The following is a 12,569-nucleotide window of genomic DNA, read 5'->3' as shown; positions in this document are numbered from 1 at the left end:
ATGGGCTTCGATCTTTCGTTGATTTGGGCAATCATCATCGTCTTCGGCATCATGATGTACGTGGTCATGGATGGCTTCGACCTGGGCATCGGCATCCTCTTCCCGTTCGTCAAGGATGACCGCGAGCGCGATGTGATGATGAACACCGTGGCGCCGGTCTGGGACGGTAACGAGACCTGGCTGGTGCTCGGCGGCGCGGCGCTGTTCGGCGCCTTTCCGCTGGCCTACGCGGTGGTGCTGAGCGCTTTGTACCTGCCGCTGATCTTCATGCTCCTGGGGCTGATATTCCGTGGCGTGGCCTTCGAGTTCCGCTTCAAGGCCAAGGAACACAAGCGGCATATCTGGGACAAGGCCTTTATCGGTGGCTCGCTGACCGCGACTTTCTTCCAGGGCGTGGCACTCGGCGCTTACATCGACGGCATTCCGGTGGTCGACCGCGCCTATGCCGGTGGCTCGCTGGATTGGCTGACGCCGTTTTCGCTGTTCTGCGGGCTGGCGCTGATCGCCGCCTACGCCCTGCTCGGGTGCACCTGGTTGATCATGAAGACCGAAGGTCGGCTGCAAAAGCAGATGCACGATCTGGCGCGGCCATTGGCTTTCGTGGTGTTGGCCGTGACTGGCGTGGTCAGCCTGTGGACGCCCCTGGCCCACCCGGAAATCGCCCAACGCTGGTTCAGTCTGCCGAACCTGTTCTGGTTCATGCCGGTGCCGATCCTGGTACTGGTGACCCTCTATGCGTTGTTGAAGGCGGTGCAGAACAACCGCAACTACACGCCGTTCCTCCTCACCCTGGTGCTGATCTTCCTCGGCTACAGCGGTCTGGGCATCAGCCTGTGGCCGCATATCATCCCGCCGTCGGTGACCATCTGGCAGGCCGCCGCGCCGCCACAGAGCCAGGGCTTCATCCTGGTCGGCGCGTTGTTCATCATCCCGTTCATCCTGATGTACACCGCCTGGAGCTATTACGTGTTCCGCGGCAAGGTGACCCAGGACGATGGCTACCACTAGAACCCGAGGCGCTGCTGGCTGGCCTGGCAGCGCTGCTGAGGAGGTGCAATCCGATGCGTAAACCACAGGCCGCCGAGCTGGCCGACAGCTCGGGGAAGAAACCGCTGTGGCAGCGCCTGAGCTGGCTGGTCGCGATCTGGACGGGCAGCGTGCTGGCGCTGGGCGTGGTGTCCTATCTGTTGCGGTTGTTCATGAATGCGGCGGGGTTGAGTACGCCGTAGCGAGGTAGCTGTTCGCAGGCGCGGGCCATGCCCACGAAAACCTCTCAAGCATCGCGGGCATGGCCCGCTCCTACGGGATCAGTCGGTTACTTGATGGCTTTCAACACCACGAACTTGGGATTCGCCGCTACCTGCTCGACACCCCGGAACAGGCGTTTGAGCTTGGCGTGGTAGCCGAGGTGTCGGTTGCCGACGATCCACAGTTCGCCGCCTTTGACCAGGGCTGAGCGGGCCTGCTGGAACATGCGCCAGGCGAGGAAATCGCCGACCACCTGTTGCTGGTGGAAGGGCGGATTGCACAACACCAGATCCAATGAGTCCTCCGCCTGCTCGGCCAGGCCATCGCCGGGGCGAATCGCTACCGGTCGCTCGCCCAGTGCGGCGCGCCAGTTCTCGGCCGCCGATTGCACGGCCATATACGACTCGTCCACCAGCGTCAGTTGCGCATCGGGGTTGGCCAGTGCGCAGGCGATACCGAGCACGCCATTGCCGCAGCCAAGGTCGGCAACCCGCGCCGCGCCGAGCCTTTGCGGCAGGTGTGGCAGAAATGCCCGGGTGCCGATATCCAGGCCTTCGCGGCAGAACACATTGGCGTGGTTGAGCAGCGTGATGCGCGGGCTGTCCAGTTGGTAGCGGGTCGGGTAGGGCGAGCTCAGCGGGGCTTTCGCGCTGGGCGTGACGAACAGCAGCCGGGCCTTTTTCACCGCGAGCGAAGCCTGCAGCGGGCCGATGTAGTGCTCCAGCAAGTCCCCGGCGCTGCGCGGCAGATGCTTGAGCATGCCAGCGGCGACGACCTGCGCGCCGGGCGCCAGCTGGCCCTGCAGGCGAATCAGTTGTTCTTCCAGCAACGCCAGGGTTTTCGGCACGCGGATCAGCACCCAGTCGAACGGGCCGGACACTGTCTGGCTGGCCGGGACAAAGCGCACGCTGTTGGCCGGCAGATTGTTGCAGGCCAGGTTGTTTGCCAGCGCCAACGCGCCCAGGTGCGAATCGCCGCTGCTACAGACCTGGGCCTTGCCGGCCAGGCTGGCGGCCAGCGCGCCGAAGCTGTCGTTCAGCAGCAACACGCGGCTTTCATCGTTGATGCCCTGCTCGGCCAAGTGGTTGAGCAGGTATTCGTCAGCGGCGTCGAAAGCTAGCAGCGGGTCGTCGCGTTGCGGCGGCTGGCGGAACAGATCCAGGTCGGTGAACGGGGTGCGAAATAGGGCCATCAATGAAACACTCTTGATCGGGCAAGTCATTGATTTGAATTGAAACTCGCCATGCCGGCAGTTTAAGTGGTTTTTCGCGCCGGCACTTCAAGTATAAGAGGGCGGCTGCGTGGCCCCGTAGCGGTAATGCCCCGCTCTCAGCCGCTGGAATTCATGCACCGGTTACTTCCATGATCAATGTCATACCCCCCCTGGCGGCCTATCGGCAGGCCATCGAGCAGCAAGGTTTCGAGTCGGACCAGGCGCAATGGCGCGCCGCCGAGCTGTTGCAGGATTGCTACGAAGCCGTGCAGCCGCCAGCCGGCCAAGGGCACGCGGCGCGCGGGGTCTATCTCTGGGGGCCGGTCGGGCGTGGCAAGACCTGGCTGATGGATCGCTTTTATCAGAGCCTGCAAGTGCCGGCGCGACGCCAGCATTTCCATCATTTCATGAGCTGGGTGCACCGGCGCCTGTTCCAACTGACCGGCACGGCCGATCCGCTGCAGGCGTTGGCCCGTGAGTTGAGTGAGGACGTCCGGGTACTGTGTTTCGATGAATTGTTCGTCAATGACATCGGCGATGCCATCATCCTCGGGCGGCTGCTGCAGGTTATGTTCGAGCAGGGCGTGGTGCTGGTCGCCACGTCCAACCAGCCGCCGGAACAGCTGTATGCCGACGGTTTCAATCGCGAGCGCTTCGTGCCGGCGATTGCCGCCATCAACCATTACATGCAGGTGATTGGCGTCGATGGCGGGCAGGATCACCGCTTGCACCCCGGCGAACAGCACCCGCGCTACTGGTTGGCCCAGCCAGGTCAGGCGAGTGTCCTCGGCGCGCTGTTCAGCCGTTTGGCGGCGGGCCAGGCGACGTCCGCCGAACCCATCGAGCTGGGTCATCGACCGATTCCGGTGCTGCAGCAGGCCGCACCGGTGCTCTGGTGCCGCTATGCCGACTTGTGCGAGCAACCACTCTGCGCCCTGGATTTCATCGTCCTGTGTGATCGCTTTACGACCATCCTGCTCAGTGAGGTACCCAACCTGAGTGGCCGGCAACGGGCGGCCAAGATCGCCCGGGGCACCGAAGATGGCGTCGAACGGGTGCTGGCCGGCGATCGGCAACTACCGGAACTGTCCGCTCATGACGACAGTGTGCGGCGTTTCATCGCCCTGGTGGATGAATGCTACGACCGCAAGGTGCCGCTCTACTTGGAAGCGCAGGTGCCGCTGGAGCAGCTCTACACCGAAGGCTATCTGGCCTTTGCCTTTCGCCGCACCCTGAGCCGCTTGCAGGAAATGCAGTTGCAGCGCTTTGGCCAGGGCTGAAGCGCTGCGTAGCTGGGGTCAGTTGCTGCGGATATCGCTCGGGTCCAGCGAACCGCCGGCTTCGCGCAAGGCCGCCAGGCGTGCGCCTTCTTTGGCGGTGAAGCCGTAGAGTTGCTCCGGATTGGCGACCCGTAACTGCAAGGCCATCAACTCGATGCCTTCGGCGATCGGGATGTCCCGTTTGCGTTCGGCCAGCCCGGCCAGGATCAGGTCGGCGGCGACTGTAACGTCCATGCCGTTTTCGATGTTCGGGTCCGAGTGGCCACGCGCGCGGCCTTCACCGGACAAGGCGTTGATCGCGACCGAGGTGTGCACCGAGCCCGGCAGGATCACGCTGACGTGAATGCCGTAGGCCTGCTCCACCTCGGCGCGAATCGCGTCGAAGTAGCCGATCACCGCGTGCTTGGCGCCGCAGTAACCGCTGCGCAGTGGCGTGCCGACCTTGCCGGCTACCGAGCTGACCACGGCGAGATGCCCAGCGCGGCGCTCGACCATCTTCGGCAGCAGCAGCTGTGTCAGCGCCACCGGGGCCAGGTAGTCGACCTCGATCAACTGACGGTAGACCTCCAGGCCGGTATCCAGCGCCAGGCTGCGCTGGCTGACGCCGGCGTTGTTGATCAGCAGGTCGACTCGCCCGCACCAGGACCAGGCGCTTTCGACCACTTCGGGCAGTGCGGCGTAGTCGGTGCTCTCGAACGGCAATACTAGGCAACGCTCGGGGGCCTGGGCGGCGATCCGACGCAGTTCCTCGACGCGGCGACCTGAGAGGATGACCTTGGCGCCCTGGCGCAGCAGGGCGCTGGCCAGGGCTGCGCCGATACCCGATGAGGCGCCGGTGATCCAGATGACGTTTTCTGCGAAAGACATGCCTGCCTCCATTTTTATAATTGTTGGATGTACCACAGCCCGCGATCGCGAGGGCGGCGCACGGCCCATCATTCAGCGCGGCACGGCGGCGAGTCCATGACCTAAACGGCCAACGCGTTGACCTCGGCGCTTTCCAGCACGGCTTTCGGCGCACCGGTGCGGGCCGCGGTCAGCATCGCTTGGCCGATCACCTCGGTGGTCAGCACCTGCCCCGGCCACAACTGGCGCAGTAGCGGCAACAGCGGGCGGCTGAGGCTGTAGAGCATCCGGTAGGAGTCGGTCTTGGACTTGAGCCCGTGCAGCGGCTGGATTATGCCCGGGCGGAGCATGTAGGCCGCCTTGAACGGCAAGGCCAGCAGGTCGTTCTCGGTGCGGCCCTTGACCCGCGCCCACATGCTGCGGCCGCGTTCGCTGCTGTCGGTGCCGGCGCCGGAGACATAGACGAAGGTCATCTGCGGGTTGAGGCGCGCCAGGGTGGTGGCCGCGGCCAGTGTCAGGTCATGGGTCAGGCGGTTGTAGTCTGCTTCGTTCATGCCGGCTGACGACACGCCGAAGCAGAAGAAGCAGGCGTCGAAGCCGGTCAGGCGGGTTTCAATATTGCTGTAGTCGAACAGGTCGGTCTGCAGTATTTCCTCGAGTTTGGCATGCACCTGTCCGGTAACGGTGCGGCCTAGCGTGGTGACCGCGGTGACGTCGGCGGCCAGCAGGCACTCGCGCAAGACGCCCTGACCGACCATACCGGTTGCGCCGACTAGCAGAATCTTCATGTCCGTTCCCCGATTTCGATGCTGTGCTCAGCCGGCAATCATGCGCCCTGGCCTTGGGCAAGGTACAAGACCCTATTGTTTGCGGGTATTGCTGCAGGCCACTTTGCGAGAAACTTGTAGCCAGAGCTTTCCAGGAAGTCCGCCGATGACCGCCAGCGAAGAAAAATTCACCCGCGAAACCCTGCTGGACGTGCGGCCCTGGTCGCCGACCTTGTTCAGCCTGCGCTGCAGCCGGGATGCGCATTTCCGTTTTCGTGCCGGCCAATTCGCCCGCCTCGGTGTGATAAAGCCCGATGGCACATGTGTCTGGCGCGCTTACTCGATGCTGTCCGCGCCCCATGACGAGTACCTGGAATTCTTCTCCATCGTCGTGCCGGATGGCGAGTTCACCAGCGAACTCAACCGCCTGCAGGCCGGCGACCAGCTGTTGGTCGAGCGCCAGCCGTTTGGCTTCCTTACCCTCGATCGCTTTATCGATGGTCGCGACCTGTGGCTGGTGGCCACCGGTACCGGCCTGGCACCGTTTTTATCGATTCTGCAGGATTTCGAGGTGTGGGAGCGTTTCGAGCGCATCGTGCTGGTCTACAGCGCGCGGACAGCCAGCGAGTTGGCCTATCAGGAGCTGATCGGGCAATTGATGCAGCGCGAGTACTTGCAGCAATACGCGCACAAACTGACGTACTTGCCGATCATCACCCGCGAACAGGTGCCCGGCACCCTGCACGGACGGGTGACCCTGCTGATCACCAGTGGCGAGTTGGAGCGCGCCGCCGATCTGTCGCTGGAACCGGAGTTTTCGCGGGTGATGCTGTGTGGCAACCCACAGATGATCGAGGATTGCCGCACCCTGCTGAAAACCCGGGACATGCAGCTCAGCCTGACCCGTCGGCCGGGGCAGGTGGCGGTGGAGAATTACTGGTAAGGCGACCGCTCAGGGTCGCTGTGTGCCGGCCGCAAAAAATGGCGCTTGGGGCGCCATCGTGTTCGACCATTCAAATGATGCGGTATGCAGCTCGCGCTGCTGCGTGCTACGGGTTCTGCTGGGTCTTGAGCAGGTCGCGGATTTCCGTCAGCAGCAGCTCTTCCGGCGTCGGGACGGGCGGTAGCGTCGGCGCCGCAGCCTCTTCGCGCTTGAGTTTGTTGATCACCTTGACGCCCATGAAGATGGCGAAGGCGACGATCACGAAGTCCAGAATGGTCTGGATAAACTTGCCGTAGCTCAGCATGACGGCCGGAATGTCGCCCTCGGCGGCTTTCAGGGTAACGGCCAGTTGCGAGAAGTCCACGCCGCCGATCAACAAACCAATCGGCGGCATCACCAGATCACCGACGAATGATGAAACGATCTTGCCGAACGCGGCACCGATGATGATCCCGACCGCCATATCGACAACATTGCCTTTGACCGCGAAGGCCTTGAACTCGCTGAGCACGCTCATAGCTTGACTCCCTGTTTTTGCGATTGATGCTGGCAGTGTAATGCAGCGCCAGGGCTGCTCCCAGTCTCAGCGCGCCGGCTGTCCGGGGGCGGTCGCGGGACGGTCCGTTCGACGCTGGCTGGGCTAGGCTGAAAGAACAGGTTCAACCTACCGGAGGGGGCAAATTATGACGCTCGAATACCATCCGCTGATGCGGGAGTTTCCTGAATTTAATGCCGAACTGCTGGCCCTGCAGGGCAACGACGCGCATTTCACCCGTTTGGCGGCGGACTACGAGGCGCTGGATAAGCGCATCTACCAGGTCGAGGATGGCCGCGAAGCGCTGGATGGGCTGGCGCTGCAGGCGTTGAAGAACGAGCGGGTGCGGCTCAATGTCGAAATCGCCCGGCAACTGAAACAGGCAGCCAACGGCAAGGGCGCTTGAGCAGCGCGGCCGTTCGTGCCGGCGAGAAAATTTGTCCGGCGAGGCACTAGGGCTATCATGCGGGCTTTTCTCTGACAGGAGTCCGCAATGGCCAAGGCCAAGCGTATGTACGGCTGCACCGAGTGCGGTGCCACCTTCCCCAAGTGGGCCGGGCAATGCGCGGAATGCGGCGCCTGGAACACCTTGGTCGAAAGCATGATCGAGGCCGCCAGCGAGACGGCCAGCGGGCGTGCCGGCTGGGCCGGGCAGCCGGCGCAGATCAAGACGCTGGCCGAGGTCAGCGTGCAGGAGATGCCACGCTTCTCCACCGCGTCGGCGGAGCTGGACCGGGTGCTCGGCGGTGGCCTGGTGGATGGCTCGGTGGTGCTGATCGGCGGCGACCCGGGGATCGGCAAGTCGACCATCCTGTTGCAGACCCTGTGCAATATTGCCACCCGTCTGCCCGCGTTGTACGTCACCGGCGAGGAATCCCAGCAGCAGGTGGCCATGCGTGCGCGGCGCCTGGGGTTGCCGGAAGACCAGCTGAAGGTGATGACCGAGACCTGCATCGAAGCGATCATCGCCACCGCGCGTACCGAGCAGCCGAAAGTGATGGTGATCGACTCGATCCAGACCATCTTCACCGAGCAATTGCAGTCCGCCCCCGGTGGCGTCTCCCAGGTGCGCGAGAGCGCGGCGTTGCTGGTGCGCTATGCCAAGCAGAGCGGCACGGCGATCTTCCTGGTCGGCCACGTCACCAAGGACGGCTCGCTGGCCGGGCCACGGGTGCTGGAGCACATGGTCGATACCGTGTTGTATTTCGAGGGCGAGTCCGATGGCCGCCTGCGTTTGCTGCGGGCGGTGAAGAACCGCTTCGGCGCGATCAACGAGCTCGGCGTGTTCGCCATGACCGACCGCGGCTTGAAGGAGGTCTCCAATCCGTCGGCGATCTTCCTCACCCGCGCCCAGGAGGAAGTGCCGGGCAGTGTGGTGATGGCGACGTGGGAAGGTACGCGGCCGATGCTGATTGAGGTGCAGGCGTTGGTCGACACCAGCCACCTGGCCAACCCGCGACGGGTCACCCTGGGTCTTGATCAGAACCGGCTGGCCATGCTGTTGGCGGTGCTGCACCGGCATGGCGGGATTCCCACCCATGACCAGGACGTGTTTCTCAACGTGGTCGGCGGGGTCAAGGTGCTGGAGACTGCGTCGGACCTGGCCTTGATGGCGGCGGTGATGTCCAGCCTGCGCAACCGGCCGTTGCCGCATGACCTGCTGGTGTTTGGCGAGGTCGGTTTGTCCGGCGAGGTGCGCCCGGTGCCGAGCGGCCAGGAGCGCTTGAAGGAGGCGGCCAAGCACGGCTTCAAGCGCGCCATCGTGCCCAAAGGCAATGCGCCGAAGGAGTCGCCACCCGGGCTGCAGGTGATTGCGGTGACACGCCTGGAACAGGCGCTGGATGCGTTGTTCGAGTAGAGGGGCTGTAGGACTGTAGGTTGGGTTGAGGCGCGCAGCGCCGAAGCCCAACATGGCGATGCCTGTCCTCATGTCGATAGCGCAGCGTACGGTCAGGGATCGCCGCGGCTCCTGGACGTGCATAGCGTTGGGCCGCGTTGCTCAACCTTCGCGGCGCCCCAACCAACGTGGCCCTATTCTTCTCCCAGCGCCGCCAGCTCGCGCTCCAGCAGGGTTTCGTCGCCGAGGTTGAGTTCGACCAGGCGGCGCAGGTGGCTGATGGAGTCGAGGTCGATGTGCCGGCAGACAAAGCCCAGCAGGTCGCCCTGGATGCGGGTCAGCACCACTTGCATGCTGACTTGCGCATCGGCACTCAGCTCGATGCGCGCTTCGAATGGCTCATCCGGGTCGCCGTTCCAGTCGGCTGGACGTTTTATCAGCAGGCCCTTGAACGACAGGTCATGCAACTCAACCGTCCAGCGCCGCTCGCCTTGGGCGATTTCGGTGCTGGCGTCGAAAGCGATGCGCTGAAAGCGCCGCCGCTCGTTGGCTGACTCACTCATGGGGTAACTCCTTGGCAGTTTCATCCACTATAGCTAATAAGCTGTTTTTCAAAGGCTTGGCGTGTCGCTGAGGCGGCGTCATTAACGTGGCCGACCTTCGCTCGATGCCGCTGAAAACGGCTCCTACTGTTGCTGTGCGCGGCTGCTTGCCGCTCGACGTTCTGGCGCTGTTCAACGTCAAGCGCCGAACTGTCGCCATGGGCATGCTGCCTCCTGGCTGAAACTGCACGCATTGTAGCGTTAATGCCGCCATCGGTTTGACAGGTGGGCGAGTGTCGCCAAAGCTGCTAGAGCGTTTTTTCGAATAATTTCACTGCGGAGCGCAGATATGGATAAGCGACTGCTAAGCAAAGGTTTGATTCTAGGCGTTCTGAGCACTGCCAGTTTGCTGGCGCAGGCTGATCAGGCCGGCGGTGGAGGCTGCGGCTGGGGCAATATGCTGTTCGACGGTCAGCGCGGGCTGGTGCCTCACCTGTTGGCGACTACCACCAACGGTACGTCGGGGAATGCCACTTTTGGTCTGACCTCGGGTACCAACGGCTGTGACTCCAGCGTCAAACTGGGTTATGGCGGCCGCTCGATGCTGGCCATGAATGGCATGCTCGACTCCATCGCCGAAGACATGGCACAGGGGCAGGGTGAGGCGCTGGATGCCTACGCCACGCTGCTGGGGGTCGAAAAGGCTGACCGCGCGCATTTTGCCCAGGTCACGCATCAGAACTTCGGCACCATTTTCGCCAAGGCGGATGCGACCAGTGAACAGGTGCTGGCTGCCACCCTCGACGTGATGAGCCGTGACTCACAACTGGCGCGTTACGCCAAGCAACCCGCGTAAACAACTCCGCTAACACCGAGCCGGGCTCTTGCCCGGCTTTTTCATGCCAGCACAAAAGTGTGCTGGCCGGCTCTATACCAACGTCTGATAGTGAATTGCCCAGAAGTGGCTAAACTTGCAAAGCGCCTTGTATGTCCTTCCGTTCGGAGTTCTCAATGAATAATAACAATAGCGTTCTACGCCACTTGCCTTGGCTGGTGCTGGCGATAGTCGGCGCCTCAGCGTTGGGGGTCGTGGCCTTGCGCCGCGGCGAAGCGATCAATGCCCTCTGGATTGTGGTCGCGGCAGTAGCCATCTATCTGGTGGCCTACCGTTACTACAGCCTGTTCATCGCCACCCATGTGATGCAGCTGGACCCGCGTCGGGCCACCCCCGCGGTACTGAACAACGATGGTCTGGACTATGTGCCGACCAACAAACATGTGCTTTTCGGCCACCACTTCGCCGCGATCGCGGGGGCCGGTCCCTTGGTCGGCCCGGTGCTGGCAGCGCAGATGGGGTATCTGCCCGGCACGTTATGGCTGATTGCCGGCGTCGTGCTGGCCGGTGCGGTACAGGACTTCATGATCCTGTTCCTCTCCACCCGCCGCAACGGCCGCTCCCTCGGCGATATGGTGCGCGAGGAAATGGGCCGCGTACCGGGCACTATTGCCCTGTTCGGCTGCTTCCTGATCATGATCATCATCCTCGCGGTGCTGGCGCTGATCGTGGTCAAGGCCCTGGCGGACAGCCCGTGGGGCATGTTCACCGTGATGGCGACCATCCCGATCGCGATGTTCATGGGCATTTATATGCGCTACATCCGCCCAGGGCGCATCGGTGAGATTTCTGTCGTCGGGGTAGCCCTGCTGCTCGCGTCCATCTGGCTGGGCGGGCAGATCGCGGCCGATCCCGAGTGGGCCAAGGTCTTCACCTTCACCGGCGTGCAAATCACCTGGATGCTGGTCGGCTATGGCTTCGTGGCCGCGGTACTGCCGGTGTGGCTGGTGCTGGCGCCACGCGACTACCTGTCGACCTTCCTCAAGATCGGCACCATCATCGCCCTGGCAATCGGCATCCTTGTCGTCATGCCCGACCTGAAAATGCCGGCCCTGACGCAGTTCACCGATGGCACCGGCCCGGTCTGGAAAGGCAGTCTGTTCCCCTTCCTGTTCATCACCATCGCCTGCGGCGCGGTGTCGGGTTTCCATGCGCTGATCTCTTCCGGCACCACGCCGAAGATGCTCGACAACGAAACCAACGCCCGCTACATCGGCTATGGCGGCATGTTGATGGAGTCCTTCGTGGCGATCATGGCGATGGTCGCCGCTTCGGTGATCGAGCCGGGCGTCTACTTCGCGATGAACAGCCCGGCGGCCGTGGTCGGTAGCGATGTGGTCAGCGTGGCGGCTACGGTCAGCAGTTGGGGCTTTGCCATCACGCCTGAACTCTTGACGGCAACCGCCAAGGACATCGGCGAAACCACCATCCTTTCCCGCGCCGGCGGTGCGCCGACCCTGGCCGTTGGTATCGCGCAGATCCTCCATCAGGTGCTGCCGGGTGCGAACACCATGGCCTTCTGGTACCACTTCGCGATTCTGTTCGAGGCGCTGTTCATCCTCACCGCGGTGGATGCCGGTACCCGTGCCGGGCGTTTCATGCTGCAAGACCTGCTGGGCAACTTCGTGCCGGCGTTGCGCCGTACCGAATCCTGGGCGGCCAACCTGATCGCCACGGCCGGTTGCGTGGCGATGTGGGGTTACCTGCTGTACCAGGGCGTGATCGATCCGCTGGGCGGGATCAATACCTTGTGGCCGCTGTTCGGCATCTCCAACCAGATGCTCGCCGGTATCGCGCTGATGCTCGCCACCGTCGTGCTGATCAAGATGAAGCGCCAGCGCTACATCTGGGTCACCATGCTGCCGGCCGTCTGGCTGTTGATCTGCACCACCACGGCGGGCCTGATCAAGCTGTTCGATGCCAACCCGGCCGTCGGCTTCCTGGCGCTGGCGAACAAGTACAGCGATGCGCTGGCGGCGGGCCAGGTGCTGGCACCGGCCAAGGACATCGGCCAGATGCAGCATGTGATCCTCAACGCCTATACCAACGCGGGGCTGACCACTTTGTTCCTGCTGGTGGTGTTCAGCATCCTGTTCTACGCGCTGAAGGTCGGTGTCGCGGCCTGGGGCAGCAAAGAGCGCACGGACAAGGAAACCGCTTTCCAACCCGTGCCGGATGCTTAAGGCCAGCCGTTTGCCTCAAGGAGAGTGCGCATGTTCAATGACCTGAATCGGCTCGGTAAATACCTCGGTCAAGCGGCCCGCCTGATGGTGGGCATGCCGGACTACGACAATTACGTCGAGCACATGCACAGCAAGCATCCGGACAAGCCGGTGATGAGCTACGAGGCGTTCTTTCGCGAACGCCAGGAAGCCCGTTACGGCGGTGGCAACGGGCAGTCGCCGCGTTGCTGTTGACCGAGTACGTTGATTGACCGCGCGCCACGCTTAGTCGTGGCGCGTT

The 12,569-nt window shown here is 63.2% G+C and carries 14 protein-coding genes; 9 read left to right on the top strand and 5 right to left on the bottom strand.

Features of this window, described 5'->3' with window-relative positions; genetic code table 11:
• Together cydB and AC3IYG_RS18930 are read left to right on the top strand one after the other, a co-directional pair.
• The gene (gene cydB / locus AC3IYG_RS18935) at positions 1-1,008 is read left to right on the top strand and encodes a cytochrome d ubiquinol oxidase subunit II (protein WP_489311042.1); all 1,008 of its coding nucleotides are present in this window, start codon (positions 1-3) and stop codon (positions 1,006-1,008) included.
• A gap of 53 nt (positions 1,009-1,061) precedes the next feature.
• The gene (locus tag AC3IYG_RS18930; protein ID WP_489311040.1) at positions 1,062-1,229 is read left to right on the top strand and encodes a DUF2474 domain-containing protein; all 168 of its coding nucleotides are present in this window, start codon (positions 1,062-1,064) and stop codon (positions 1,227-1,229) included.
• 86 nt (positions 1,230-1,315) lie between these two features.
• On the opposite strand, the gene AC3IYG_RS18925 is transcribed toward AC3IYG_RS18930, so the two are convergent.
• Positions 1,316-2,440, bottom strand: coding sequence for a methyltransferase (locus AC3IYG_RS18925; protein WP_489311039.1), 1,125 nt, complete (start codon positions 2,438-2,440; stop codon positions 1,316-1,318).
• Between the two features lie 170 nt (positions 2,441-2,610).
• On the opposite strand from AC3IYG_RS18925, the gene zapE reads away from it, so the two are divergent.
• A complete protein-coding gene (gene zapE / locus AC3IYG_RS18920; protein ID WP_489311037.1) occupies positions 2,611-3,741 on the top strand; it encodes a cell division protein ZapE in 1,131 nt (376 codons plus the stop codon).
• An 18-nt stretch (positions 3,742-3,759) separates the two neighbouring features.
• Here zapE and AC3IYG_RS18915 read toward each other — a convergent pair whose 3' ends face one another.
• Positions 3,760-4,608, bottom strand: a complete 849-nt coding sequence (locus tag AC3IYG_RS18915) for an SDR family NAD(P)-dependent oxidoreductase (RefSeq protein ID WP_489311035.1) — start codon at positions 4,606-4,608, stop codon at positions 3,760-3,762.
• 101 nt (positions 4,609-4,709) lie between these two features.
• The gene (locus tag AC3IYG_RS18910; protein ID WP_489311033.1) at positions 4,710-5,375 is read right to left on the bottom strand and encodes an NAD-dependent epimerase/dehydratase family protein; all 666 of its coding nucleotides are present in this window, start codon (positions 5,373-5,375) and stop codon (positions 4,710-4,712) included.
• A 145-nt stretch (positions 5,376-5,520) separates the two neighbouring features.
• Here AC3IYG_RS18910 and AC3IYG_RS18905 point away from each other — a divergent pair, with 145 nt between their 5' ends.
• Positions 5,521-6,297, top strand: coding sequence for a ferredoxin--NADP reductase (locus AC3IYG_RS18905; RefSeq protein ID WP_489311032.1), 777 nt, complete (start codon positions 5,521-5,523; stop codon positions 6,295-6,297).
• A gap of 106 nt (positions 6,298-6,403) precedes the next feature.
• Here the strand turns inward: AC3IYG_RS18905 and mscL are convergent, their stop codons facing one another.
• Entirely contained in the window at positions 6,404-6,814 is a 411-nt protein-coding gene (gene mscL, locus AC3IYG_RS18900) for a large-conductance mechanosensitive channel protein MscL (RefSeq protein ID WP_489311030.1), read from the bottom strand.
• A 166-nt stretch (positions 6,815-6,980) separates the two neighbouring features.
• Between mscL and AC3IYG_RS18895 the strand changes: the two genes are divergently transcribed.
• A complete protein-coding gene (locus AC3IYG_RS18895) occupies positions 6,981-7,238 on the top strand; it encodes an HP1242/YdcH family protein (protein WP_489311028.1) in 258 nt (85 codons plus the stop codon).
• Between the two features lie 87 nt (positions 7,239-7,325).
• The gene (gene radA / locus AC3IYG_RS18890) at positions 7,326-8,690 is read left to right on the top strand and encodes a DNA repair protein RadA (protein ID WP_489311027.1); all 1,365 of its coding nucleotides are present in this window, start codon (positions 7,326-7,328) and stop codon (positions 8,688-8,690) included.
• 173 nt (positions 8,691-8,863) lie between these two features.
• On the opposite strand, the gene AC3IYG_RS18885 is transcribed toward radA, so the two are convergent.
• Entirely contained in the window at positions 8,864-9,232 is a 369-nt protein-coding gene (locus tag AC3IYG_RS18885) for a PilZ domain-containing protein (protein WP_489311026.1), read from the bottom strand.
• A gap of 328 nt (positions 9,233-9,560) precedes the next feature.
• On the opposite strand from AC3IYG_RS18885, the gene AC3IYG_RS18880 reads away from it, so the two are divergent.
• From AC3IYG_RS18880 to AC3IYG_RS18870, 3 genes are all read left to right on the top strand, one after another.
• Positions 9,561-10,067 carry a DUF3015 domain-containing protein gene (locus AC3IYG_RS18880; RefSeq protein WP_489311024.1) on the top strand — a complete coding sequence of 169 codons (507 nt, stop codon included), beginning with the start codon at positions 9,561-9,563 and terminating at the stop codon, positions 10,065-10,067.
• Between the two features lie 155 nt (positions 10,068-10,222).
• Positions 10,223-12,289 (top strand): carbon starvation CstA family protein, encoded by a 2,067-nt coding sequence (locus AC3IYG_RS18875; protein WP_489311022.1) that lies wholly within the window; start codon positions 10,223-10,225, stop codon positions 12,287-12,289.
• 30 nt (positions 12,290-12,319) lie between these two features.
• Positions 12,320-12,523, top strand: coding sequence for a YbdD/YjiX family protein (locus AC3IYG_RS18870; protein ID WP_489311020.1), 204 nt, complete (start codon positions 12,320-12,322; stop codon positions 12,521-12,523).
• The last annotated feature ends 46 nt before the right edge of the window (positions 12,524-12,569 follow it).

Source organism: Pseudomonas sp. KH_027, assembly GCF_057838565.1.
The sequence above is the reverse complement of the archived record's forward strand: the minus strand, read 5'-3'. Positions and strand labels throughout refer to the sequence as shown.